At 59.8% G+C, this 24334-nt stretch carries 18 protein-coding genes; 5 read left to right on the top strand and 13 right to left on the bottom strand.

The annotated features are described in order from the left end of the window. Positions 1 to 48: 48 nt before the first annotated feature. Positions 49 to 717, bottom strand: coding sequence for a polysaccharide lyase family 7 protein (locus H8F23_RS17445; RefSeq protein WP_194935214.1), 669 nt, complete (start codon positions 715 to 717; stop codon positions 49 to 51). 321 nt (positions 718 to 1038) lie between these two features. Between H8F23_RS17445 and H8F23_RS17450 the strand changes: the two genes are divergently transcribed. The 3 genes from H8F23_RS17450 to H8F23_RS17460 are packed head-to-tail and all read left to right on the top strand — an operon-like array spanning position 1039 to position 4021. Further along, positions 1039 to 3162 (top strand): putative bifunctional diguanylate cyclase/phosphodiesterase, encoded by a 2124-nt coding sequence (locus tag H8F23_RS17450; protein WP_194935215.1) that lies wholly within the window; start codon positions 1039 to 1041, stop codon positions 3160 to 3162. A 43-nt stretch (positions 3163 to 3205) separates the two neighbouring features. Next, entirely contained in the window at positions 3206 to 3700 is a 495-nt protein-coding gene (locus H8F23_RS17455; RefSeq protein WP_099757394.1) for a M48 metallopeptidase family protein, read from the top strand. A gap of 24 nt (positions 3701 to 3724) precedes the next feature. Then, positions 3725 to 4021: a winged helix-turn-helix domain-containing protein gene (locus tag H8F23_RS17460; protein ID WP_007913779.1), complete on the top strand. Its 297-nt coding sequence runs from the start codon at positions 3725 to 3727 to the stop codon at positions 4019 to 4021. Positions 4022 to 4207: 186 nt separating this feature from the next. Here H8F23_RS17460 and H8F23_RS17465 read toward each other — a convergent pair whose 3' ends face one another. Then, a complete protein-coding gene (locus H8F23_RS17465) occupies positions 4208 to 4660 on the bottom strand; it encodes a GNAT family N-acetyltransferase (protein WP_034153611.1) in 453 nt (150 codons plus the stop codon). A 255-nt stretch (positions 4661 to 4915) separates the two neighbouring features. On the opposite strand from H8F23_RS17465, the gene H8F23_RS17470 reads away from it, so the two are divergent. Continuing rightward, positions 4916 to 5653, top strand: a complete 738-nt coding sequence (locus H8F23_RS17470; RefSeq protein WP_093429876.1) for a substrate-binding periplasmic protein — start codon at positions 4916 to 4918, stop codon at positions 5651 to 5653. Between the two features lie 121 nt (positions 5654 to 5774). Here H8F23_RS17470 and yccS read toward each other — a convergent pair whose 3' ends face one another. The 9 genes from yccS to betI all read right to left on the bottom strand — a co-directional run bounded on the left by yccS (position 5775) and on the right by betI (position 19631). Continuing rightward, the gene (yccS, locus tag H8F23_RS17475; RefSeq protein WP_194935216.1) at positions 5775 to 7967 is read right to left on the bottom strand and encodes a YccS family putative transporter; all 2193 of its coding nucleotides are present in this window, start codon (positions 7965 to 7967) and stop codon (positions 5775 to 5777) included. A 216-nt stretch (positions 7968 to 8183) separates the two neighbouring features. After that, the gene (locus tag H8F23_RS17480) at positions 8184 to 9362 is read right to left on the bottom strand and encodes a BaiN/RdsA family NAD(P)/FAD-dependent oxidoreductase (RefSeq protein ID WP_194935217.1); all 1179 of its coding nucleotides are present in this window, start codon (positions 9360 to 9362) and stop codon (positions 8184 to 8186) included. 147 nt (positions 9363 to 9509) lie between these two features. Next, entirely contained in the window at positions 9510 to 10895 is a 1386-nt protein-coding gene (dbpA, locus tag H8F23_RS17485; RefSeq protein WP_093429879.1) for an ATP-dependent RNA helicase DbpA, read from the bottom strand. 80 nt (positions 10896 to 10975) lie between these two features. Continuing rightward, positions 10976 to 12403, bottom strand: coding sequence for a multidrug transporter subunit MdtD (gene mdtD, locus H8F23_RS17490; RefSeq protein WP_093429880.1), 1428 nt, complete (start codon positions 12401 to 12403; stop codon positions 10976 to 10978). A 153-nt stretch (positions 12404 to 12556) separates the two neighbouring features. After that, positions 12557 to 13894, bottom strand: a complete 1338-nt coding sequence (locus H8F23_RS17495; protein WP_194935218.1) for a TldD/PmbA family protein — start codon at positions 13892 to 13894, stop codon at positions 12557 to 12559. Next, on the bottom strand, positions 13894 to 15336 hold the full coding sequence (locus H8F23_RS17500) for a TldD/PmbA family protein (protein WP_194935219.1): 1443 nt from the start codon (positions 15334 to 15336) through the stop codon (positions 13894 to 13896). The genes H8F23_RS17495 and H8F23_RS17500 overlap by 1 nt, the downstream gene beginning before the upstream one ends. Positions 15337 to 15619: 283 nt before the next feature. Beyond that, positions 15620 to 17323 carry a choline dehydrogenase gene (gene betA / locus H8F23_RS17505; protein ID WP_116254343.1) on the bottom strand — a complete coding sequence of 568 codons (1704 nt, stop codon included), beginning with the start codon at positions 17321 to 17323 and terminating at the stop codon, positions 15620 to 15622. A 153-nt stretch (positions 17324 to 17476) separates the two neighbouring features. Continuing rightward, positions 17477 to 18949 (bottom strand): betaine-aldehyde dehydrogenase, encoded by a 1473-nt coding sequence (betB, locus tag H8F23_RS17510; RefSeq protein WP_077574839.1) that lies wholly within the window; start codon positions 18947 to 18949, stop codon positions 17477 to 17479. 88 nt (positions 18950 to 19037) lie between these two features. After that, entirely contained in the window at positions 19038 to 19631 is a 594-nt protein-coding gene (gene betI, locus H8F23_RS17515; protein ID WP_038363121.1) for a transcriptional regulator BetI, read from the bottom strand. 429 nt (positions 19632 to 20060) lie between these two features. Between betI and betT the strand changes: the two genes are divergently transcribed. Continuing rightward, on the top strand, positions 20061 to 22058 hold the full coding sequence (gene betT, locus H8F23_RS17520; RefSeq protein ID WP_194935220.1) for a choline BCCT transporter BetT: 1998 nt from the start codon (positions 20061 to 20063) through the stop codon (positions 22056 to 22058). A gap of 249 nt (positions 22059 to 22307) precedes the next feature. Here betT and choV read toward each other — a convergent pair whose 3' ends face one another. Together choV and choW are read right to left on the bottom strand one after the other, a co-directional pair. Further along, positions 22308 to 23486: a choline ABC transporter ATP-binding protein gene (gene choV / locus H8F23_RS17525; protein WP_016772804.1), complete on the bottom strand. Its 1179-nt coding sequence runs from the start codon at positions 23484 to 23486 to the stop codon at positions 22308 to 22310. Further along, complete coding sequence (gene choW, locus H8F23_RS17530) at positions 23483 to 24328, bottom strand: choline ABC transporter permease subunit (protein ID WP_007918299.1); 846 nt, start codon at positions 24326 to 24328, stop codon at positions 23483 to 23485. Before choW ends, choV begins: the two co-directional genes overlap by 4 nt. Positions 24329 to 24334: the final 6 nt, after the last annotated feature.

Consider the following 24334-nt stretch of genomic DNA (forward strand, 5'->3'; position numbering starts at 1 on the left):
GCACTTGTTTAATTTTTTCAAAAAAAGTTATTGTTTTTCGTGTGACCACTACTTGTCATGATCAATATCCAACTTACTGAACGTCACCTGCCCACCCTCACTCGTATACCCGGTGTTGTCCTGCACATAAACCCCAGCCTTGAAGTACAACGGCTTGTTTCGCCAAGTCGCACTAATCTGTGAGTCCCACTGATACCCCGCCGCACTCACACCCAACGCACCGCCAGGACTCAGGTGAATGAGGTAGTTGAATTCGCGATCCAGTTTGATCCCGGTCGCCAGCGTGATGACGCGACTCTCATCCTCGTCCGGGTGCATGCGCACCTTGATCACCAGATTGCCGGTCTCGGTTTTGGTTTTGTACTGATATTCAAGTTTGACCATCGGCTTCTGACTTTCATAAGCATGAATCTGGCCGATGACGATCTTGCCGGAACTCGGCACTTTGTTCACCGTGAGGGTCGCGCGCAGCAGGTTGTCGGCATCCGGGTAATACCAGTTGCGCAGGGTGCCGTTGCTGTAGGTTTCGCGCAGTTCGGTGCGCGGATAAATGGCGTTTTCGGTTTTTGACCCGGTAACCGGTGACCAGAAGAACAAGGTGCCGGTGTCGGAATGGAAGTACTGATCTTTGAAGCCGTTCACCAGTTTTGAGGTTTCGACGGTGTATGGCGGGCTGCCAACGGGAACGCTGAGGTTCCAGGTTGCGAGATCGATCATGTCGGTTCTTCCACTCAAGTTTCACTGCACGTACGTGCCAGAAGCTCTAGCCCGCACGTTTTGGGGCGGCCTTTATAAGCGTAGAGGGAAAATTTGTTAACGCCCGTTTGGCAGATGATTGACGTCAACATCCTGTCGAAATGCCATCTCTGCCGGTTTCCGGGGGCTTCAGCGGTGACCGTTAGTCGGCAAATTCACGCTTTGGTTAAATGATGGCCTGATGACAGCTTCTGCTTTCTTGGATCCAGTACTAGAGTGAAGGCTCAGTATGTGTACGGTTTTTACCGGAAGCCGACCAAAAGTCCCGACAAGAGAAGCAGCATGGAATGCGCGCAACCCCCGCCAGGTGAAGGCAGCTCTGTCCTTTTGATCGTTGATGATTACCCTGAAAATCTGATCAGCATGCGCGCGTTGCTGCAGCGTCAGGATTGGCACGTCCTCACCGCAGCCTCCGGTTTCGAAGCGCTCAATATTCTGCTCTCCCACGACGTCGATCTGGTGCTGCTGGATGTGCAGATGCCGGGCATGGACGGCTTTGAAGTCGCGCGCCTGATGCGTGGCAGCCAGCGCACGCGCCTGACGCCGATCATCTTTCTGACCGCCAACGAACAATCCCAGGACGCCGTGATCAAGGGCTATGCCAGTGGTGCGGTGGATTACCTTTTCAAGCCGTTCGATCCGCAGATTCTCAAGCCCAAGGTGCAGGCGTTGCTGGAACACCAGCGCAATCGCCGCGCGTTGCAGCGCCTGAGTCATGACCTGGAAGTGGCGCGCGCCTTCAATGCTTCGGTACTGGATAACGCCGCCGAGGGGATATTGGTGGTGGGCGAGGATGGTTTGATCCGTTTCGCCAACCCGGCGATTTCGCGGTTATTGAATGCCCCGGTGAAGGAACTGGAAGGTAAGGAATTTCTCGACTACCTGCAGAAACCGCACATTCCGCTGTGGGCCGATTCCGAGTTTTATGCCAGCTACAAGCGTGGCGAAACGCTAAGGCTGCACGATGCCTTGCTGCGCACTGCGCCCGGCCAGCAGGTGCCGGTGGCCCTGTCCTGCGCGGCGTTGCCCACCGAACAACACGCGATGGTGGTGACCGTGCTGGACATGTCGGTGGTGCGTCACTTGCACCAGCAACTCGAATTCCAGGCGGTGACCGATCCGTTGACCGGTTTGCTCAACCGTCGTGGCTTCTACCAGACCGTGGAAAATCTGCTTCTGCGCGGTGAGCGCAGCGACAGCAGTTGGGTGTTGCTGTATCTGGATCTCGACGGCTTCAAACGGGTCAACGATTCGCTAGGCCACGACGCCGGCGATCGGGTGTTGCGCTGGGTTTCCGAGCAATTGAAGGCCTGTCTGCGGCCGCTCGACATTCTGGCGCGCATGGGCGGTGATGAATTTACCGCGCTGCTGGATCTGGAGTTTCCCGAGCAAGCGGCGAAGATTGCCGAAAAACTCATCGAGCGGGTGTCGATCTGTCAGCAGATCGAGGGGTTGGACATCGCTCTCGGCGCCAGCATCGGCATCGCCACTTACCCGGACTGCGGCTCGAACCTTGATGGATTGCTGCGTGCCTCCGATATCGCCATGTATGAAGCCAAGCGCGCCGGGCGTCAGCAATATCGGTTCTACGATCACGAAATGAATGGCCGGGCGCGCTCGCGGTTGATGCTCGAAGAGAGCGTGCGTGCCGCCATCGAGAATCGCGATTTCAACTTGGTGTATCAGCCGCAAGTGGCCATCGACACGGGCCAGATTCGTGGCTTCGAAGCCTTGTTGCGTTGGCAGCATCCGAGTGTCGGCGATGTCCCGCCGGGGTTGTTCTTGCCGTTGCTGGAGGAGGCGCGGCTGATCAGCCGCCTCGGCAGCTGGATTTATCATCGTGGTGCCGGTCAGCGCAAAGCCTGGGAAACCCTGTTTGCCGAAGATCTGGTGCTCGGTGTGAGTTTGAGCAACACCCAGTTCAGCCTGCCGAATCTGGTCACCGAGTTGCGTCAGGTGATGGAGCGGCACGCCTTGCAGCCTCGGCAACTGGAGGTCGAGGTCACCGAAGAAGCGCTGATGCAGAATCCTGACGAAACCCGCAAACAACTGCGTTTGCTGCGCAATCTGGGCGTGCGAGTGGCGCTGGATGACTTCGGCTCCGGGCCCTGCTCGCTGGCGCATCTGCGTGATCTGGAACTGGATACCCTCAAGCTTGATCGACATCTTATTGCGCGGTTGCCGGACTCCAAACGCGACGCCTCGCTGGTCAGTACGGTGATCAGTCTGTGCAAACAATACGGGTTGCTGGTGATTGCCGAGGGAGTGGAAACCATTGAGCAATACCAATGGCTGCAAGCCCATGGCTGCGAATACGTGCAGGGTTTTCTCGTCGCGCGGCCGCTGATGGCCGAGGACGCGGTCAGCTTCGCCGAGCCGTTTGACTGGAGCGCGCTGCCCGGTTGAATTCGCTACACTGGCGCACCTTTTCGAACCGTGTCGCTCGTCCATGACTGTGTTGAAGTACCTCCAGGCCTATCCCGCGCAATTACAGGATCAGGTGCGCCAACTGATTGCCGAAGGGCGTCTGGGTGATTACCTGAATCAACGCTATTCAGGGCGACACGACGTGCAGAGCGACAAGGCTTTGTACAGCTACGCGCTGGACCTGAAGCAGGAATACCTGCGCAACGCCCCGGCCATCGACAAGGTGCTGTTCGACAACCGCCTCGACCTGACCCACCGCGCACTGGGTCTGCACACCACGGTTTCACGGGTGCAGGGCGGCAAGCTCAAGGCCAAGAAAGAGATTCGTATCGCCTCGTTGTTCAAGGACGCCGCGCCGGACTTTCTGAAAATGATCGTGGTGCATGAACTGGCGCACTTCAAGGAGTCGGATCACAACAAGGCGTTCTATAAATTGTGCGAGCACATGCTGCCGGGGTATCACCAGGTCGAGTTTGATCTGCGTGTGTACCTGACGTGGCGCGATATGCAGGCTTAACAGTACGCAACCAGGAAGGTGTGGATGGACGTCAGCAAGACCAAAAGCAGTTTCTACCGCCGCTTGTATGTGGCGTACCTGATCGACAGCGGTCTGGCGCCGAGCGTGCCGACGCTGACCGAAGTGACCGGCATGCCCCGGCGCACGGCGCAGGACACGATTGCCGCGTTGGCGGATCTGGATATCGTCTGTGAATTTGAGCAGGAAGAGGGCGCGCGTAATCACGCCGGGCGCTATCGGATTCGTGAGTGGGGGGCGATTGATCGCGGGTGGATCGAGCGTAATTTGCGGCAGATCAAGGCAGTGCTTGAGTATCCCTGAAGAGCCCCTCACCCCAGCCCTCTCCCAGAGGGAGAGGGGGCCGATTGGGGGATATTGGAGAGGTACGCCGACCTGAAAGTGTTGGTGTGAATCCATAATCGACTCGGTTTTTCAGGTCGGTGGATAGCGCAGCACAACTCGGCCAGTCCCCTCTCCCTCCGGGAGAGGGCCAGGGTGAGGGGCTGTTCAGGCACGACGCATCCCAATGTGCGGAATGTCATCCTCCAGATACTCCTCACCCGCCACAACAAACCCGTACCGACCGTAATACCCCTGCAGATGCGCCTGCGCCGACAAATAGATCGGCACTTGCGGCCAATGCTTTTCGGCCTGCTTCAGCGCCTGCTCCATCATTTCGTGCCCCAGCCCTTTGCCGCGCCCCTGCGGTGCGGTAATCACGCGGCCGATTACCACGTCACCCCCTTGGGATTCCGGGTCCAGCAGGCGCAGGTACGCCATCAACTGGTCATCCTCCCACCCCATCAGATGGTAGGTGTCGCCTTCCAGATCCTGGCCGTCGAGGTCCGGATAGGCGCATTTCTGTTCGACCACGAACACGTCAGAGCGCAGCTTCAACAGCGCGTACAGCTGTTCCTTGCCCAGATCACTGTGATGTTTGCAGACCCATTCGATTGTCATTTGCCGATTCCTTGAACGTGTCGCCCGATACTAAGCGCCTGTGGCAAAGATGTCTGTATGGCGTAAGAGTCTGTGACAAAGGTCAAAATGCCATCATTCCTTTCTCGCAGTCTCGGCGACTTTGTGTAATCTGCTGGAGAGCCCTGTGCACTGGCTGCAATGAGCTAATGTTAGGGCCTGGGTTTTGCCGGTAAGGGGCCTTGGGGTTTTGGCTGAAAACATGCTGGGCAACTTGCCCGCTAAGGATTTTCAAGCATGCCGCGTTTGCATCGAGCCTTTGCTTTGATCGGATTGCTCTTGCTGGCTCAGACCGCTGCAGCGGATAAGCTGCGGCTGGTGTTTGATATCTGGCCACCCTTTACCGACGACACGCTGGTCAACGGCGGCCTGGCCACCGACATTGTCAGCACCGCGCTGTCCAGAGCCGGTTACGCCAGCGGTTACGAGCAGGTGCCGTGGGCACGGGCGCTGCTTGGCGTGGGTGAGGGCCGTTACGATGTGCTGGTCAACGCCTGGTACAACGACGAGCGGACCAGACTCGGGCAATTTTCCGGGGAATACCTGCTCAACCGCATCCGTTTTCTCAAGCGCAAAGACACGCCACTCGACTATTCCAATCTGCAGCAACTGCACACCTACCCGATTGCGGTGGTGCGCGGCTACGCCTATTCGGCGCCGTTCGATGCCGACACGGCGTTGCAGAAAGTCCCTGTGCACAACTTCGCCATGGCCGTGCGCATGCTCGCGGCGGATCGGGTCAAGCTGACGCTGGAGGATGAGTATGTGGCGAAGTATTACCTGGCGCGGGAATCCGCCAAGGTGCGCAATTCGGTGGAGTTTTTACCCAAGCCGTTGAGTGAGAACAGCCTGCATATATTGGTGAGCTTGAAGAATCCGCAGCATGAGCAGATTGTCGCGGGGTTTGATAAGGCGATTGCGGCGATGAAGGCGGATGGGAGTTATGACAAGTTGTTGAGGCAGCATGGGATGTGAGGGCTGATCCAGAATTTTCTATGTGGCTGATGGCATCTTCGCGAGCAAGCTCGCTCCCACATTGGATTTGTGAACGACACAGAACACATGTGGGAGCGAGCTTGCTCGCGAAGGCATCCTGTCAGCCAGCGCTGACCTCATTGGTGTCCTTGATCAAGTGCGCCGCCAACGTCCGCAACGGCCCCAACTGCCGGCAAATCAACGCCAGTTGCGTCTGCACCAACCGCTGTCCTTCATCAATTTCATCAGGCATCTGTTCCAGCTCATTGGCCAGCGCTTCTTCTTCATCACTCTGAATCGCCACCGGCTGCTTGTTCGCCAGCCCTTGGGCGATTTCGTCGATGCTCGTTGCCAGCTTCACCCCGGCACCATCAATCAAATGCTCACGCACATCCGCCGGCAACTGGGTCTCGCGATGCGCGCCCAGCCCTGACAGATAACTCAACAAGGTGTGCGACAGCACCAGGAAACGGAAACCGACATCCGCTTCCTTCCGGAAATGCCCCGGCTCCATGAGCATGTTCGCCAGCGTCGTCGACAGTGCCGCATCGGCGTTGTGGGCGTTGCGGCGGGCCAGCCGATAGGCGAGGTCATCACTCTTGCCGGCGGCGTATTGCTGCATGATCTGGCGCAGGTAGATGCTGTTGCAGGTCAGGGTGTTGGCCAGCACTTTGTTCAGGCGGCGGCCCTGCCAGTCCGGCAGGAACAGGAACACCGTCAGGCCGGCAATCAGGCTGCCGAGCAAGGTATCGAACAACCGTGGCAGGAACAGTCCGTAACCGTCACCGACCTGATTGAAGCAGAACAGCACCATGATGGTGATCGCCGCTGTCGCCAGGGTGTAGCGCGTGGTGCGGTTGGTAAAGAACACCACGCCGGCGGCGATGGCGAAACACGACTGCACCAAAGGACTCGGGAACAGATCGAACAGCGCCCACGCCACGGTCAGGCCGATGGCGGTACCGAAAATCCGCTGACCGAGTTTGCGCCGGGTCGCGCCGTAGTTCGGCTGGCAGACGAACAGCGTGGTGAGGATGATCCAGTAACCCTGCGACGGGTGAATCAAATGCACCATGCCGTAACCGATACTCAGCGCCAATGGCAGGCGCAGGGCATGCCGGAACAGCAGAGACGTCGGCGTCAGCTGCGTGCGCAGGCGCACCCAGACGTCTTTGAGGTTGCGCGGCGAGCGGTCGAGCAGGCTGCTGTCGGTCGCATCGGCCAAGGCATCGGGATTGCTCGCGTCGCTGAGCAAACGGTCGAGGGTGCCGAGGTTGGCTGCCAGTGCGCGCAACGAACGCAGCAATCCGCGCCAGGCCGGATTGCTCTGGATGCGCAGGTGTTCAAGGGAGGCGTCGAGGTCGCTGAGGGCTTCGGCGAAACTTGCGTCATAAATAAATGGCTGGCGCATCTGGATCGATTCGGCCAGAGCGCGGCAGGCCTTGCCTTGCTGGCGCAACAGGCGTTGGCAGCGGAACAGCACGTCGCTGTGGAAGAACGCTTCGGCCAGTGCGTTGTACGGATAGTGCGAAGAACTCGCGCGTTCGTGGATGTCCTGAGCGAGGAAGTACAGTTTCAGGTAACGGCTGACTTTCGATCCGGGGCGGCCATTGCCGACGCGGTGCAGGATGATTTCCTTGGCACTGTTCAGCGCCGCCACCACGCGACCGTTTTGCTGGGCCAGTTCCAGCCGCCGGGCTTCGACGTCCATCTGCCGGATCGGCTCGAACAGCGACGATTTCAGCTTCAGGTAAAAACCCAGTTCGCGGAACAGCCGCGCCAGACTCTGCTGCACTGGCTGGTTGGAAAACAGCGCCTGCCACAACACCGAGAGCAAGCCGTACCACGCGGCACCGGCGACCAGCAGCATCGGTTCGTGCCAGAAATCGGTGACCGCACCGCCGCGCTGATCGACGCCGATCATCGTGTATACGGACAGAATCAGCGTCGCCGAAGCAATCGCGCCATAGCGCTCGCCGAGCGCACCGAGCATGGTCAGGCCGAAACTGGCCAGCGCGAGGGCAATGGCAAAGACGATCGGGTAGGGGAAGAGCAATTCCACCGACAGCGCGGCGATGCTGAAACACACCAGTGTCACGGCGAGGGCGTTGAGGCGGCCCTGCCAACTGTCGTCGGTTTCGGCCAGGGCGCTGGCGATAATCCCCAGGAACAACGGGATCAGCAGGCCCATTTCATCCTGATACCAACACAGCGCCATGCTGCCGGTCAGGGCGATGAACACCCGCACGCTGTAGCTGAATTTATCCAGCGCCCACAGGCGCCGCAAAGACTGACGAAACGAGGTCGAGGACATGAAGTGCGAAGGCCTTCCGAGGCGATGCCGCTAAATTGAGCCAGTAATGACGCTGACGCAATGGCGCCGATCACATCTGACAGCAAAAAGTGTTCCTTGATCGCCCGCTACCCCCTGTAGGAGCTGCCGAAGGCTGCGATCTTTTGATCTTGATCTTAAAAAGCGGGATCAAAAGATCGCAGCCTTCGGCAGCTCCTACAGGGGAATTTGTTTCGGTCAGGCGTACTGCGCGGCGGCGTAGCCGGAGGCCCAGGCCCACTGGAAGTTGAAACCGCCCAGATGCCCGGTGACGTCGAGCACTTCGCCGATGAAGTACAGGCCAGGGCTTTTCAGCGATTCCATGGTCTTGGACGACACTTCGCGGGTATCGACGCCACCGAGTGTTACCTCGGCCGTGCGATAACCTTCAGTGCCCGCCGGCACCACTTTCCAGCTGCCCAGCTTCTCGGCGATTTCCGCCAGTTCCGCATGGGTGTACTGCTTCATCGGTTTGGACACGAACCAGTTATCCGCCAACAGATTGGCCATCTTCTTGGTGAAGATCTCACCGAGCAGGGTCTTCAGCTCGCTGTTCGGACGCTCGGCCACTTGCTGCAGCAGCCAGCTCGCCGCGTCGTGATCCGGCAGCAGGTTGATCTCCACCGTGTCGCCGGATTCCCAGAACGATGAAATCTGCAAAATCGCCGGGCCGCTGAGGCCACGGTGAGTGAACAGAATATTCTCGCGAAAGCTCTGATCGTTGCAGCTGACCAGACAATCCACCGACGTCCCGGACAACTCGGTGCACAGTTCCTTGAGCTGATCGGTGATGGTGAACGGCACCAGCCCGGCGCGGGTCGGCAGCAGTTCATGGCCGAACTGTTTGGCCACTTGATAACCGAAACCGGTGGCGCCCAGCGTCGGGATCGACAGACCGCCGGTGGCGATCACCAGCGACTGGCACTGGATCTGGCCCAGTGTGGTGTCGAGCAGGTAACCGCTTTCGACCTTCTCGATGGTCTGGATCGAGGTGTCCAGATGCAGCTCCACACCGACCTGATCGCACTCGGTCAGGAGCATTTCGAGGATGTCGCTGGATTTGTTATCGCAGAACAACTGGCCGAGTTTCTTCTCGTGGTACGGCACGGCGTGTTTGCCGACCATGCCGATGAAATCCCACTGGGTGTAGCGCGCCAGTGCCGATTTGCAGAAATGCGGGTTCTGCGAGAGGAAATTGCTCGGTTCGGTGTACATGTTGGTGAAATTGCAACGACCACCGCCCGACATCAGGATTTTCTTGCCGGCCTTGTTCGCGTGGTCGAGCAGCAAAACCTGACGCCCACGCCCGGCGGCGGTCAGTGCACACATCAACCCAGCAGCGCCAGCGCCAATGATCACGACTTCGGTAGAGCGCAAAACGGTGTCCTCTGAAATGTCACCACAAAACGAACTGTGTAGGAGCTGTCGAGTGAAACGAGGCTGCGATCCTTTGATCTTGTTTTTTAAGATCAAGATCAAAAGATCGCAGCCTGCGGCAGCTCCTACAGGGGAGTTACGTTGTTCTTACAAAATGCGTACGCGCAGCGAACGGCCTTTGATCTTGCCGTCGTTCAAACGCTGCAAGGCCTGCATGGCCACGGTGCGGTCCACGGCTACATAAGCCTGGAAGTCGAAGATCGCGATCTTGCCAACCTGCGCACCCGGAATACCGGCATCACCCGTCAGAGCGCCAAGAATGTCGCCCGGGCGAACCTTGTCTTTGCGCCCGGCACCGATGCACAGCGTGGTCATCGGCGGTTGCAGCGGGGCAAGGCCTTGGGACTTGAGGTTATCGACCTGATCCCAGTTCAGCGGCGACTTCTGCAACTGCTCGATGGCTTGTGCGCGGTGCGCTTCGCCCGGTGCAACCAGACTGATCGCGATGCCTTTCTCGCCAGCGCGACCGGTACGGCCAACGCGGTGAATGTGGATTTCCGAATCGCGCGCCAGTTCGACGTTGATCACCATGTCCAGCGCATCGATGTCCAGGCCACGGGCGGCGACGTCGGTGGCAACCAGTACCGACGTACTGCGGTTGGCGAACATCGCCAGCACCTGATCGCGGTCACGCTGTTCCAGGTCGCCGTGCAGGCCGACGGCGGAAATGCCTTTGGCGGTCAGGTGATCAACGGTTTCCTGAACCTGCTGCTTGGTGAAGCAGAACGCCACGCACGACGCCGGGCGGAAGTGGTGCAGGACTTTGGTCACCACGCTCATACGATCTTCCGGGGAAATCTCGTAGAAACGCTGCTCGATCTGCGTGTCATCGTGGAACGCTTCGGCTTTCACCGTTTGCGGATCACGCATGAATTTCGACGCCAGTTGCTTGATGCCCACCGGGTAAGTCGCAGAGAACAACAGGGTCTGACGGCGTTCCGGGGTCTTGACGATGATGTCTTCGATGGCGTCGTAGAAACCCATGTCGAGCATGCGGTCGGCTTCGTCGAGAATCAGAGTATTCAAGCCATCAAGGACCAGCGAACCCTTGCGCAGGTGCTGCTGGATGCGGCCAGGGGTGCCGACGATGATGTGCGCGCCGTGTTCCAGCGAAGCGATCTGCGGGCCGAACGACACGCCGCCACACAGGGTCAGGACCTTGATGTTGTCTTCGGCACGGGCCAGACGACGGACTTCCTTGGCAACCTGGTCGGCCAGCTCGCGCGTCGGGCAGATCACCAGTGCCTGGCAACCGAAGTAGCGCGGGTTGATCGGGTTGAGCAGGCCGATGCCGAACGCGGCGGTCTTGCCGCTGCCGGTCTTGGCCTGAGCGATCAGGTCCATCCCCTTGAGGATCACCGGCAAGCTCTGCGCCTGGATCGGCGTCATCTGGGCATAACCGAGGGATTCGAGGTTAGCCAGCATGGCGGCGGACAGCGGCAGAGTATTAAAAGCGGTGGCGATGGTGGTCACGGGACTGGCCTGCAAAACAAAATGTCGCGCAGTGTAGCAGCCCCGTGCCACTTTCTTCGAAAGTTCTGGACGAACAGTGGTTAATGTTCGATGTGTTCTTCCGGACGTTTGGCGCGGCGGCCGTCTTCTTTCGACAGTTGCGAGAAGATCGTCGCGGCCAGCATCGCCATGATCCCGACGGTGACGAAGGTCAGCTGGAACGCGCCGAGCACGGTTTCCACGCCATCGTTACCGATCTCTGCGGTAAACCCGCCGAGCAATGCACCGGCGCAGGCAACGCCAAGACTCAATGACAACTGCGCAACCACCGAGAGCAAACTGTTGCCGCTGCTGGCGCTCGCATCGTCGAGATCGATCAGCGTCACCGTGTTCATCGCGGTGAATTGCAGCGAGTTGATCGCGCCGAGAATCGCCAGCAGACACAGCAGCAACCAGTACGGCGTCTGCTCGCTGACCAGGCCCATGCTCGCCAGCATGATCCCCAGTGCCAGGGTGTTGCCGGTGAGCACGATGCGATAACCGAGCCGCTCAATCAGCGGCCGTGCCATCCACTTGGCAAACATCGCCGCCGCCGCCAGTGGCAGCATGCTCATCCCTGCTTGCGACGGTGAATAGCCCAGCGCCACTTGCAGCAGCAACGGCACCAGAAATGGCAATGCGCCGCTGCCCAGGCGGGCGAAGAGGTTGCCGAGAATGCCGACGGCAAACGTGCGGGTCTTGAACAGCGATGGCGCGAACAGCGGGTTTTCGATGTGCCCGGCGCGCAACCAGTACGCCGCCAGACATGCCAGACCGGCGAACAGCAGCAACATCACCCGCAGATGCGGCAAGTGCAGTTCGCCGAGGCCTTCCATGGCGATGGTGATCAGGATCATCGCCGCGCCGAACAGCAGGAAACCCAGGCTATCGAAACGCGTGCGCTCGGTGCCGCGCAGGTCGGGAATGAATTTCCACACGGCGTAGCAACCGATCACGCCGACCGGCAGGTTGATGAGGAAGATCCAGTGCCACGTCAGGTACTCGACCATCCAGCCGCCCATGGTCGGGCCGATGAGCGGACCGAGCAGGCCGGGGATGGTGATGAAGCCCATGATCCGCACCAGTTCGGATCGCGGATAGGCGCGCAGTACGACGAGTCGCCCGACCGGTAGCATCAGCGCACCGCCCAGGCCCTGAATCACCCGGGCGCCGACCAGCATGCTCAGACTGCTCGACAAGGCGCAGAGCAGCGAGCCGAAGCTGAACAACAAGATCGCGCCGAAGAAGATTTTCTTGGTGCCGAAACGGTCGGCGATCCAGCCTGAGGCTGGTATCAGCAAGGCCACGGTGAGCATGTAGGCGATGATCACGCCCTGCATGCGCAACGGGTCTTCGGCCAGGTCGCGGGCCATCGCTGGCAGGGCGGTGTTGAGGATGGTCCCGTCGAGGGACTGCATGAAGAACGCAATGGCGACGACCCACGGCAACCAGCGTGCGGTGATGGCGTCGAGAGGCGGGCGGTTGGGCATGGAACCTCTTGTTGTTGGGGTTAATGCATATCCAAAGTCGAGCGCGGTCAGTGTGGGAGCGAGCTTGCTCGCGAAAGCGCTAGGTCAGTCGTCATCAATGTTGAACGACATGGCCTCTTCGCGAGCAAGCTCGCTCCCACAGGTGTCGCGGTGTTACAGGGTCAGAGTCAAACGGCTAACCAGCGCTCCCGGCAGCAACGCCGATGAGGTATTGCGCTGGCTGTACGTACTCGCCGACAGCAACAACTCACGCTCGGCGGTCAACGCTTCCAGCTGCGAACCGAGCAGGCTGTAGGCGCTGTCGTCGAAGCGCATGGTGCTGACCGGCGCCTGGATCTCGCCGTTTTCGACCCAGAAGGTCGCAAACCGAGTCATGCCGGTCATGCGCGCCGCCGGTTGATCCGAGTAGTTCAGGTACCACAGGTTGCTGATGTACAGCCCGGTGCCCAACTGTTTGAGGATCTCTGCTTGCGCCAGATCTCCCGCCGCCATGTTCAACGCACTAGGCATTTCCCCGCCGCCGGCGCCGTTGGCGGTCAGGCCATATTCCGCTGCACTGCGCGAGCCAACCAGTTGATCACCGGCCTTGCCTTCGACGATCAGGCGCAAATCGCTGCGCGGATAACCTTCGCCGGAAAACGCCGGGCTCAGCGATTCGCTGACTTTCTCATCCAGCGACAGCAGCGGACTGAAGGCCTGATCGCCGACATACAGCTTCTGCAGCGGGCTGCTCTTGCTGGCGATCGACTGCGCCGAGAAACCGCCCCAGCTCAGCATGCCCATGATTTCTTCCAGCGCCGCCGGTGCCAGATACGCGCGGTACTGCCCCGGCGCCAAGGTGCGCAGTGGGCGGCCGAGAAACTCCAGTTGCTCGCGAGCCTGGCCGAAGCGCTTGGCGAAGCTTTCGCTGCTCCAGTCATGCCCGACGTAGCTGGCTTTTACTGCTTCGCCGTTCTCGTGGAACAGGCTGAAGTCGAAGTTGAAGCTGTTGGCCTGATGCCAGCCAAATGCGCCTGAAGAACTGGCGAAACCACGGCTGATCGGGCCGGCGGCATAGAAACCCACCAGATCCAGACCTTCAGCGGCAGCGCAGATTTCATCGACAACCTGTTCGGTGTCCGGCAGCGGATGCTCCTGCACATTTTTGCTCTGCCAGCCGTTGTGGTTGAGCAACAGGTACGGATCCTGCGGCAGCAGCGGCAGGGTTTCGCGCAGTTGTTGCAGGCCTTCGGCGAGGCGTTGCAGATCGCCTTCCTGATCACCGGACAAAGTGACCTGGAGGTCGGCGTGGCGACCGTCGTTGATCAGTTTCAGGACGATATTGGCCTGCTGCACTTGCCCGGCCTGACGCACCTTGGCGTGATTGAAACGCACGAACGCCGAGGATTCGGCGGCATAGCTGAGGGTGAACTGTTCCGGCTCGCGCACGCTGTCGCGCAGCCAATTGACCATGACCTTGAAGGCGTCGGACTGACTCTTCGAAATGCTCATCAGGCGTCTCCCCCAAACACATCAACGTTGCTGAATACGCAGGCCGGCGAAGCGTGGCCGACGCGGATCACCTGGTTCGGTTCGCCCTTGCCGCAGTTCGGCGTGCCCAGCACCTTGACGGTGTTGGCGTCGCCGACGGCGCGCAGGCTTTTCCAGAAGTGCGCGGAAATCGCCCGGTAGTTCGGGTTTTTCACCACACCTTTCAGTTCACCGTTTTCGATCAACTGGCCCCATTCACAGCCGAACTGGAATTTGTTGCGCGCATCGTCGATCGACCATGAGCGGTTGGTGCTCATCAGGATGCCGTTCTCGATGCCTTCGATCAGTTTGTTCAGAGGCTGATCGCCAGGTTCGATATTGAGGTTGGCCATGCGGTCGATCGGCGGGCGGTTCCAGCCGCAGGCGCGGCTGTTGGCAACGCCATCGAGACCGGCGCGGAACTGCGACAGCGCACCGCCCAGCGGGCGCAACAACAGGCCATCGCGGATCAGGAATTGTTTGCAGGCCTTGCTGCCATCGTCATCGTGGCCATAGCTGGCGAGTTCTTCGGGAATGCCCGGATCGAAGGTCACGTTCAGCAATTTGGAACCGTATTGCAGGCTGCCGAAGTCGCTGGCTTTGACGAAACTGGTGCCGGCGTAATTGCGCTCGTCGCCGAGGATGCGGTCGAGTTCCAGCGGGTGGCCGATGGATTCGTGGATTTGCAGCATCATTTGATCAGGCATCAACAGCAGGTCGCGCGGGCCTTGCGGGGTGTTCGGCGCAAGCAGCAGTTGCAGGGCCTGATCGGCGACTTGCGGGCCGGCGCCGATCAGGCCGCAGCGGCTGATCACATCAGCGCCGCCCTGTTGGCCGAAATTCTCGCGGCCGAGGCTACGGGTCTGGCTGTCGTTGCCATCGTAAGCGGTGACGTCGAGGCCCGGGTAGACGAAGCGCTGCGCCTGGCGCAATTGCGCCCCGGCGCTGCTCAGGTAGATCTGTTCGACGTGGGTAATGCCAATGCTCACTTCCCAATTCACCAGGCGCTCATCCTTTGGCACCGAGGCTGATTCCGCGCCGAGCAGCTCAAAACATTCGCTCAGGGAAGGGGAGGCTTGGTCGAGATTGGGTGAAAAGTAATCAGCGCGATCGCTGGACACCGGCTGATCGCGCAGGTCGAGCAAGGCGTGCGGCTTGAGGCGGCGGGCTTGCTGCTCGGCGCGTTCGAGGGCGGCTTGCAGACCTTGTTGCGACAGGTCGTTGGTCGCCGCGTAGGCCTCAACGCCATTGACGCGCACGGTGAGCATCGCGCCTTCGTCGCGTCTCAGGCTCGGCGGCTCGGCGACATTCTTGCGCACCGACAGATATTGCCCGGACTCGCGTACATACCGCAGGGAAAAAAACTCAGCGCCCGTGCGCAAGGCAGCAAAGCGCTGCTTGAGCTGGGGGTGGAAATCAAACATTCGGGAACCTCCTTGTCAGGGGGGAAGCGGTAGAGCCGCGGCGGGGAGGGGGTGAAACGGTTGCGCGAGGTCTAGAGTAGGCCTGCGTGGGGGTAGGATCAAGTGAAGAGGGGGTGTAGGGGGATTTACTGTGTAGCGGGGGAATTTGTGCTGAATGGTAGGGCCTCATCGCGAGCAGGCTCACTCCTACAGTTAATCTCCAGTGTTCACATAATGTGTGTTCACTGGAGATCCTTGTAGGAGTGAGCCTGCTCGCGATCAGCCTTGATACGGTGTAACTGAATTACTGAGCAGCAGGCGTGATATCACGCATCGGCTTGCCTTTGACCGGCGCATCGCCCGCGACGTAGTACGGCGCGGTGCTGCGCGGCAGTGGCTGGCGGCCACGGATCTTGTCGGCGATTTTCTCGGCGATCATGATCGTTGGCGCGTTGAGGTTGCCGGTGGTGATGATCGGCATGATCGAGGCATCGACCACACGCAGGCTCTGCATGCCGTGCACGCGACCTTCGCCATCCACTACAGCCATCTCGTCGGTGCCCATCTTGCACGAGCAGGACGGGTGGAACGCGGTTTCGGCGTGCTCACGGATGAACTTGTCCAACTGCTCATCGGTTTGCACTTCGATGCCCGGGCTGATTTCTCGACCACGGAAAGCGTCCAGCGCAGGCTGTTGCATGATTTCGCGGGTCAGGCGAATGCCGTCGCGGAATTCCTGCCAGTCTTGCTCGGTGGCCATGTAGTTGAACAGGATGCTCGGGTGCTGGCGCGGGTCTTTCGACTTGGCCTGGATGCGACCACGGCTTGGCGAACGCATGGAACCCATGTGCGCCTGGAAGCCGTGCTCTTTCACACCGTTGCTGCCGTTGTAGTTAATCGCTACCGGCAGGAAGTGGTACTGGATGTTCGGCCATTCGAATTCCGGACGCGAACGGATGAAACCGCCGGCTTCGAACTGGTTGCTGGCGCCGATGCCGGTGCCGTTGAACAGCCACTCGGCACCGATGGCTGGCTGGTTGTACCAGAGCAGCGACGGGTACAGCGAAACCGGCTGGGTGCAAGCGTATTGCAGGTACAGCTCAAGGTGATCCTGCAGGTTTTCACCGACGCCCGGCAGGTCGTGAACCACCGGAATGTCGAGCGACTTCAGCAGTTCGGCAGGGCCGACACCGGAACGCTGCAGAATTTGCGGCGAAGCGATGGCGCCGGAGCACAGCAGGACTTCTTTACGGGCTTTGGCTTCAACGCGCTCTTCGGCGTCGCCGACCAGATAACGCACGCCAACCGCACGCTTGCCTTCGAACAGAATCTTGTCGGTCAGGGCGTGGGTGACGATGGTCAGGGTCGAACGCTTTTTAGCGGTGTCGAGGTAGCCACGGGCGGTGGAAGCACGACGGCCGTTCGGCGTCACGGTGCGGTCCATCGGGCCGAAGCCTTCCTGCTGGTAACCGTTCAAGTCTTCGGTACGCGGGTAACCGGCCTGCACGCCGGCTTCAACCATGGCGTGGAACAGCGGGTTGTTGCCCGCCTTCGGCGTGGTCACGCTGACCGGGCCTTCGCCACCGTGGTAATCGTTCGGGCCGATGTCGCGGGTTTCGGCTTTGCGGAAGTACGGCAGGCAGTCGAGGTACGACCAGTTTTCCAGGCCTGGCAGTTTTGCCCAGCCGTCGTAGTCCATCGCGTTACCACGGATGTAGCACATGCCGTTGATCAGCGAGGAACCGCCGAGGCCTTTGCCGCGACCGCATTCCATCCGGCGACCGTCCATGTGTGGCTCGGGATCGGTTTCGTACGCCCAGTTGTAGCGACGACCTTGCAGTGGGAACGCCAGGGCGGCCGGCATTTGCGTGCGGAAGTCGAAACGGTAGTCCGGGCCGCCTGCTTCAAGCAGCAGAACGGTGACGCCTTCGTCTTCAGTCAGACGGGTCGCCAGGGTGTTACCGGCCGAGCCGGCACCGATGATGATGTAATCGAATTCTTGGGACATTGAATGCACCCTCTTTAGATGTGGTCAGGTCGGGCCTGACGAGTGCTTTGCACTCGAACCGCGAGCGGGCTCACTCCCATAGGAGACACTGTTCCAATGTGGGAGCGAGCCTGCTCGCGAAGACGGCCTCACGAGCAATACAAGACTCGGGTCTTAGAACACCGAGACGTAATCGCCCAGCTCGACCTGTACCGATTTGATGCGGGTGAAGTTGTTCAGCGAGCTGATGCCGTTCTCACGGCCAACACCCGACTGCTTGTAACCGCCGACCGGCATTTTTGCGTCGGACTCGCCCCAGGCGTTGATCCAGCAGATACCGGCTTCCAGTTGATGAATCACGCGGTGGGCGCGGTTCAGGTCTTTGGTGACGATACCGGCGGCCAGGCCGAAGTCGGTGTCGTTGGCGCGGCGGATCACTTCTTCTTCGGTCTCGTAGGAGAGGATCGCCATCACTGGGCCAAAGATTTCTTCACGAACGATGGTCATGTCGTCGGTGCAATCGGTGAACACGGTCGGAGCCACGAATGCGCCTTTGGCGAATTCGCCGTCGGTCAGACGGTCGCCGCCGCACAGGACGCGGGCGCCTTGTTCTTTACCTTTGGCGATGTAGCCCAGCACGCTTTCCATGTGTGCGAAGCTGACCAGTGGGCCGAAGTTGGTGTTTTCGTCTTCCGGATTGCCGACGCGGATGCGCGCAACGCGCTCAACGATCTTGGCTTCGAAAGCGGCTTTCAGGTGCGCCGGAACGAACACGCGAGTGCCGTTGGTGCAGACCTGACCGGAGCTGTAGAAGTTGGCCATCATTGCAGTGTCGGCAGCGCGATCGAGGTCGGCATCGTCGCAGATGATCAGCGGAGACTTGCCGCCCAGTTCCATGGTCACGTCTTTCAGCGACGAAGCCGAAGCGCTGGCCATGACTTTCTTGCCAGTGTCGGTGCCGCCGGTGAAGGAGATTTTTTCGATGCGCGGGTGCTCGGTCAGCCAAGTGCCGACTTCACGGCCGCTGCCGGTCAGTACGTTGAACACACCGTTTGGAACGCCGGCTTCGGTGTAGATCTCGGCCAGTTTCAGGGTGGTCAGCGAGGTGACTTCGCTTGGCTTGAAGATCATCGCGTTACCGGCCGCCAGGGCTGGCGCGGATTTCCACAGCGCGATCTGGATCGGGTAGTTCCACGCGCCGATACCGGCGACCACGCCCAGCGGCTCGCGACGGGTGTAGACGAACGAAGTGTCACGCAGTGGAATCTGCTCGCCTTCGATGGCCGGTACCAGGCCTGCGTAGTATTCCAGCACGTCAGCGCCGGTAACGATGTCGACGTATTTGGTTTCGGAGAAGGATTTACCGGTGTCCAGGGTTTCCAGCGCGGCCAGTTCATCGTTGCGCTCGCGCAGGATGTCGACGGCGCGACGCAGGATGCGCGAACGCTCCATGGCGGTCATCGCGGCCCAGATTTTCTGGCCCTTTTCAGCGCTGACCACAGCACGCTCGACGTCTTCCTTGGTCGCACGTTGCACCAGTGCGAGGACTTCACCGTTAGCCGGGTTGATGGCTTCGAAGGTGGCATCGCTGCCGGCGTCGGAGTACGCGCCATCGATGTAAAGTTTTTGCAGTTCGAAACGGGCCATAGTGTCCTCGCAAGTGCATTGGTGGTTGGCGTTGACCACCGCGGTGAGGCTGCGGTGGCAGTGAGGGGCCGAGCGTTTTCTGTGTGCTCTAGCTCACCTTCTTGGCCAATTGGAAATCCATGTATTCGTAAGCGATCTGTTGCGCCTGCGCCGTGTCGAAAGCGTCTCCCGACAGCGCGCCGCGCAACCACAAGCCGTCAATCAACGCTGCCAGGCCCCGCGCTGCGCTGCGCGCATCTTCGAGCGGCAACACACGGCGGAACTCGCAGCACAGGTTGGAATACAGACGGTGATCGTTGATCCGCTGCAACCTGTGCAAAGACGGCTGGTGCATGCTGGTGGCCCAGAAGGCCAGCCAGGTTTTCATTGCCGGGCCATTGACCTGGCTGGCGTCGAAGTTGCCTTCGATGATCACCTGCAGATGTGCCCGTGGGCTGTCATCTGCCAGCGCCTGCCGGCGCGCGGTGACGCTCTCGCTGAGGGCGGTCATCAGATACCGCATCGTGGCGGCGATCAGGCCGTTCTTGTCCTGAAAGTAATGACTGATGATGCCATTCGAGACACCGGCCAAACGGGCGATCAGCGCAATGCTGGCGTCCCCCATTCCGACCTGATCGACCGCCTGCAAAGTGGCTTCGATCAGTTGTTGGCGGCGGATGGGTTGCATACCGACCTTGGGCATCTTGCACATCTCCTTAGGCCTTCCGAGCGGCGAATTACGCCTATCGGATTGACGGCCAGTCTATTTTGTTTTGATTGAACGTTCAATCAACAAAGAATAAGATCTGCGACAAATCGTCGCTGCCTACAGCTTTTTCCTACGTGTAAGTGGCGATAAAACCGACATCCGAAACAGCTCGAAACCTGCGTGGGGCATGGCGCGGTTCGCGATTCGATGGACGTGTTGAAAGGGCAAGACGCTCAGGGCCAGGTTTCGGATGACCGTCCGTCCACCTTCGGCCACGAAAGCGATTCGCAGCGCCATTTCGGCAGGTTCGGGCTTTTTTCGGGGTGTCTTTATATCACCCGCCGGTCGGCTGCCAACTAACCGATTGGTCGGGTTCCGTGTTGCCTTGTGTTCTTCTCTCGCACTGCCTGGAGCATTTGTGCCATGAGTTCTGCCTCGCTTATAAAGACCCCGCCCGAGAAGGTGACGGTCAACGGTTGGGTGTTTTACACCTCTACCGCGCTGATTCTGTTGTTGACCGCCATTCTGATTATCGCCCCGCAAGAGGCCGGCAGACTGTTGGGTATCGCTCAGGCCTGGTTGTCGCGCAGCTTCGGCTGGTACTACATGGTGGTCATCGCCGCCTACCTGGTGTTTGTGGTGGGCCTGGCGTTTTCTTCGTACGGCAAACTCAAACTGGGCAGCAAGGACGACACCCCGGATTTCAGTTACGGCGCCTGGGCGGGGATGCTGTTCTCGTCGGGTATCGGTATTTCGCTGCTGTACTTCGGCGCATCCGAGCCACTGGATCACTACTTCAACCCGCCGGAAGGCGCCTCGGCTACCAACATGGCCGCGCGCCAGGCGGTACAGCTGACCTTCCTGCACTGGGGCCTGCATGGCTGGGCGATCTACGCACTGGTCGGTCTGGCCGTGGCGTACTTCGCTTACCGTCATAACCAGCCGCTGGCCCTGCGTTCGGCGCTGTATCCGCTGGTGGGCGAGCGTTGGGTCAAAGGTGCGGCCGGTCACGCGGTGGACGGCTTCGGCATGTTCGTGACCCTGCTGGGTCTGGTGACCAACCTGGGGATTGGTTCGCTGCAAGTGTCCTCGGGCCTGGAAAACCTGTTCGGCATGGAACACAGCAACACCAACCTGCTGATCGTGATCATCGTGATGAGCACCGTGGCGACCATCGCTGCCGTGTCCGGCGTGGAAAACGGCATTCGTCGTCTGTCCAACCTGAACATCGTGCTGTTCAGCGGTCTGCTGATTTTCGTCCTGCTGTTCGGCCCGACCCTGCACCTGCTCAACGGCTTCGTGCAGAACATCGGCGACTACCTCAATGGTGTGGTGCTGAAGACTTTCGACCTGTATGTCTATGAAGGCGACAGCGCCAAGTCCGACCGCTGGTTGGGCCTGTGGACTCTGTTCTACTGGGCGTGGTGGATTTCCTGGGCGCCATTCGTGGGCATGTTCATCGCGCGTATTTCCCGTGGTCGTACCGTGCGTGAGCTGGTGGCGGGTGTACTGCTGATTCCGCTGGGCTTCACCTTGGCCTGGCTGTCGATCTTCGGTAACTCGGCACTGGATCTGGTGATGAACCAGGGGGCGGTGGAGCTTGGCAAGACGGCGCTGGAACAGCCGTCGATGGCGATTTATCAGTTGCTTGAACACTACCCGGCGTCGAAAGTCGTTATCGGTGTGTCGATCTTCGTTGGCTTCGTGCTGTTCCTGACCCCGGCCGACTCCGGCGCGGTGATGATGGCGAATCTGTCCTGCAAGGGCGGCAACGTCGACGAAGATGCGCCGCACTGGCTGCGGATCTTCTGGTCGGTGGTGATCACCCTGGTGACCATCGGTCTGCTGTTTGCCGGTAACTTCGAAGCCATGCAAACCATGGTGGTGCTGGCCGGTCTGCCGTTCTCGGTGGTGCTGGTATTCTTCATGTTCGGCCTGCACAAGGCGATGCGTCAGGACGTGCAGATCGAACAGGAGCAGGCGCAACTGGCGGAGCGCGGTCGTCGTGGTTTCAGCGAGCGTCTGACGCAACTGGATCTGCAACCGAGCCAATCGGTGGTGCAGCGTTTCATGGACAAGCAGGTCAGCCCGGCGCTGGAAGATGCTGCCGCGCAGATGCGTGCACAGGGTCTGGAAGTGCAGACGCTGCTGGGTAAATCCAAGCGCTGCATGGGTGTGCGTATCGAGATGGAAGAGGGCAACCCTTTCGTCTACGAAGTCAGCCTGGACGGCTATCTGGCGACCCCGACCGAATCGGCGCAGTCCGATGAAGCGCGCCAGCGTTACTACCGCGCCGAGGTGTACCTGCACAACGGCAGCCAGGATTACGACCTGATGGGCTTCACGCAGGATCAGATCACGCGGGATGTGCTCGATCAGTTTGAAAGCCATCGGCAGCTCCTTGGCCGGGTGTATAGCTAAAGTCAAAAGCTGGCCCTCACCCCAACCCTCTCCCGGAGGGAGAGGGAGCTGACCGAGGTGTCTGGCGTTGTACATCGACCTGAAAGATCGAGTCGATTATGGATTCGGTGAAGCAAGATCAGGTCGGTGTAGATCTGCAGCATCCCCCGGTCGGTCCCCTCTCCCTCCGGGAGAGGGCTAGGGTGAGGGGCTTTTCCCTGACCCAATAAAAAAGGGATCGCTCACCGCGATCCCTTTTTTTATCCCTCCTTAACCGAGATTCTTGCCCAGCAACGCGTGATACAGCTCGCTGTCGCCCAAGATCCCCACCACATGATTGTTATCGTGCAGCACCAGCTTGTTGCCGGTCTGATAACGAATCTGCAAGGCGTCACGCATGCCGATGTTCGAATCCACCAGCGTCGGCTTGCGCTCCAGGCCTTCCACCGCTTGCCCCGGTGCCCAGTTCTGCAGGTTCAGCACCGAACCATTCTGCCGCGCACCCTTGATGGTGTTGCCTTCCGCCAGGTCCAGCCACGAATCGCCGCCCGGATCGAGGCACACCGAACCATTGATGCGTTTGCACTTGTCCAGCGTGCGCATCAGGCTGCGCCCGCAGAGCACGTTGAGCGGGTTGGTGTGCGCAACGAAGGTGCGCACATAGTCGTCCGCCGGGTTCAGCACGATCTCTTCCGGCACGCTGTACTGGATGATCCGGCCGTCTTTCATGATCGCGATGCGGCTACCCAATTTGAGCGCCTCGTCGAGGTCGTGACTCACGAAGACAATGGTCTTGCTCAGCTTGCGTTGCAGTTCCAGCAATTCATCCTGCAGGCCCTGACGGATCAGCGGGTCGAGGGCCGAAAACGGTTCGTCCATCAATAGAATGTCGGCATCCATCGCCAGCGCCCGCGCCAGACCGACACGCTGCTGCATGCCGCCGGAGAGTTCATCGGGCTTCTTGTTGCGCCACTGGGTCAAGCCGACCAGTTCGAGTTTCTCGTCGACGAGTTTCTTGCGTTCCTTCTCCGGGCGACCCTGCATTTCCAGACCGAAACTGATGTTCTCGCGCACCGTTAGCCAAGGCATCAGGGCGAACTTCTGAAAGACCATGGCGATGCGTTTGGTGCGCATCATTTTCAGTTCGGCGGGGGTACAGGAGGCGATGTCGATCTGACGGTTTTCATGCTCGACGAACAGCTTGCCGCGACTCACGGTGTTGAGGCCGTTGATACAGCGCAGCAGGCTCGACTTGCCAGAACCGGACAAGCCCATCAGCACGCAGATCTCGCCTTTATTGATGTCCAGCGTGGCTTTTTCCACGCCGACGATCTGTCCGGTCTTCTTCAGGATCTCGTTGCGGGTCATGCCCTGATCCAGCAGCTTGAGCGCCTCGCGCGGGTCTTTGGAGAAGATTACGTCGACGTCTTCGAAGCGAATTATGCTCATGCGTCACCCCCTACTTTAGCGTCGGGTTGTTTGCAGATACGGTCGAGCATGATCGCCAGCAGTACGATCGCCAGGCCCGCTTCGAAGCCCAGGGCGATATCAGCAGTGTTCAGTGCGTTGACCACCGGTTTGCCGAGTCCGTCGGCGCCTACCAGTGCCGCGATCACCACCATCGACAACGACAGCATGATGCACTGGGTGATGCCGGCCGCGATGCTCGGCATGGCGTGCGGCAGTTCGATCCGTGAGAGCAGTTGACGACGCGAGCAGCCAAAGGCCTTGCCGGCGTCCATCAGTTCTTGCGGGACATCGCGGATGCCCAGGTAGGTCAGGCGGATCGGCGCAGCGATGGCGAATACCACTGTGGAGATCAGGCCTGGCACCACACCCAGCCCGAAGAGGGTCAGGGTAGGAATGAGGTAAACGAAGGTCGGTACGGTCTGCATCAGATCGAGTACCGGACGCATGACTGTGTAGAACATCGGTTTGTGCGCGGCGACGATGCCCAACGGCACGCCGATGACCACGCAGACCAGGGTCGCGAACATGACCTGGGCGAGGGTTTCCATGGTCTCCTGCCAGTACCCCAGATTGAGGATCAGCAGGAAGGAGGCAATGACGAACGCAGTCAGGCCCCATTTACGCTGAATGAAGTGAGCGAGTAGTGCGATCAGGCCAATCAAGACCAGTGGGTTGAACCAGGTCAGCGCAAACGTCACGCCGTGGATCATCGTTTCCAGGGTCACGGCGATTGCGTCGAAGGTGTTGGCGCCGTGTTGCGTCAACCATTCAACGAAGCCCGCGATGTACTGGCCTAAAGGTATTTTCTGATCAATCAGCATGGTAGT

The organism is Pseudomonas neuropathica, from assembly GCF_015461835.1.
In the GTDB taxonomy this organism is placed as follows: domain Bacteria; phylum Pseudomonadota; class Gammaproteobacteria; order Pseudomonadales; family Pseudomonadaceae; genus Aquipseudomonas; species Aquipseudomonas neuropathica.

Coding starts and splice junctions, on each gene's coding strand:
- mdtD (WP_093429880.1), bottom strand. CDS start 12,403: ATGCCCAACCGCCCGCCTCTCGACGCCATCACCGCACGCTGGTTGCCG.
- yccS (WP_194935216.1), bottom strand. CDS start 7,967: ATGTCCTCGACCTCGTTTCGTCAGTCTTTGCGGCGCCTGTGGGCGCTG.
- choW (WP_007918299.1), bottom strand. CDS start 24,328: ATGCTGATTGATCAGAAAATACCTTTAGGCCAGTACATCGCGGGCTTC.
- betI (WP_038363121.1), bottom strand. CDS start 19,631: ATGCCCAAGGTCGGTATGCAACCCATCCGCCGCCAACAACTGATCGAA.
- H8F23_RS17460 (WP_007913779.1), top strand. CDS start 3,725: ATGGACGTCAGCAAGACCAAAAGCAGTTTCTACCGCCGCTTGTATGTG.
- H8F23_RS17495 (WP_194935218.1), bottom strand. CDS start 13,894: ATGAGCATTTCGAAGAGTCAGTCCGACGCCTTCAAGGTCATGGTCAAT.
- betA (WP_116254343.1), bottom strand. CDS start 17,323: ATGTCCCAAGAATTCGATTACATCATCATCGGTGCCGGCTCGGCCGGT.
- H8F23_RS17500 (WP_194935219.1), bottom strand. CDS start 15,336: ATGTTTGATTTCCACCCCCAGCTCAAGCAGCGCTTTGCTGCCTTGCGC.
- H8F23_RS17445 (WP_194935214.1), bottom strand. CDS start 717: ATGATCGATCTCGCAACCTGGAACCTCAGCGTTCCCGTTGGCAGCCCG.
- H8F23_RS17450 (WP_194935215.1), top strand. CDS start 1,039: ATGGAATGCGCGCAACCCCCGCCAGGTGAAGGCAGCTCTGTCCTTTTG.
- choV (WP_016772804.1), bottom strand. CDS start 23,486: ATGAGCATAATTCGCTTCGAAGACGTCGACGTAATCTTCTCCAAAGAC.
- H8F23_RS17470 (WP_093429876.1), top strand. CDS start 4,916: ATGCCGCGTTTGCATCGAGCCTTTGCTTTGATCGGATTGCTCTTGCTG.
- betT (WP_194935220.1), top strand. CDS start 20,061: ATGAGTTCTGCCTCGCTTATAAAGACCCCGCCCGAGAAGGTGACGGTC.
- H8F23_RS17465 (WP_034153611.1), bottom strand. CDS start 4,660: ATGACAATCGAATGGGTCTGCAAACATCACAGTGATCTGGGCAAGGAA.
- betB (WP_077574839.1), bottom strand. CDS start 18,949: ATGGCCCGTTTCGAACTGCAAAAACTTTACATCGATGGCGCGTACTCC.
- H8F23_RS17455 (WP_099757394.1), top strand. CDS start 3,206: ATGACTGTGTTGAAGTACCTCCAGGCCTATCCCGCGCAATTACAGGAT.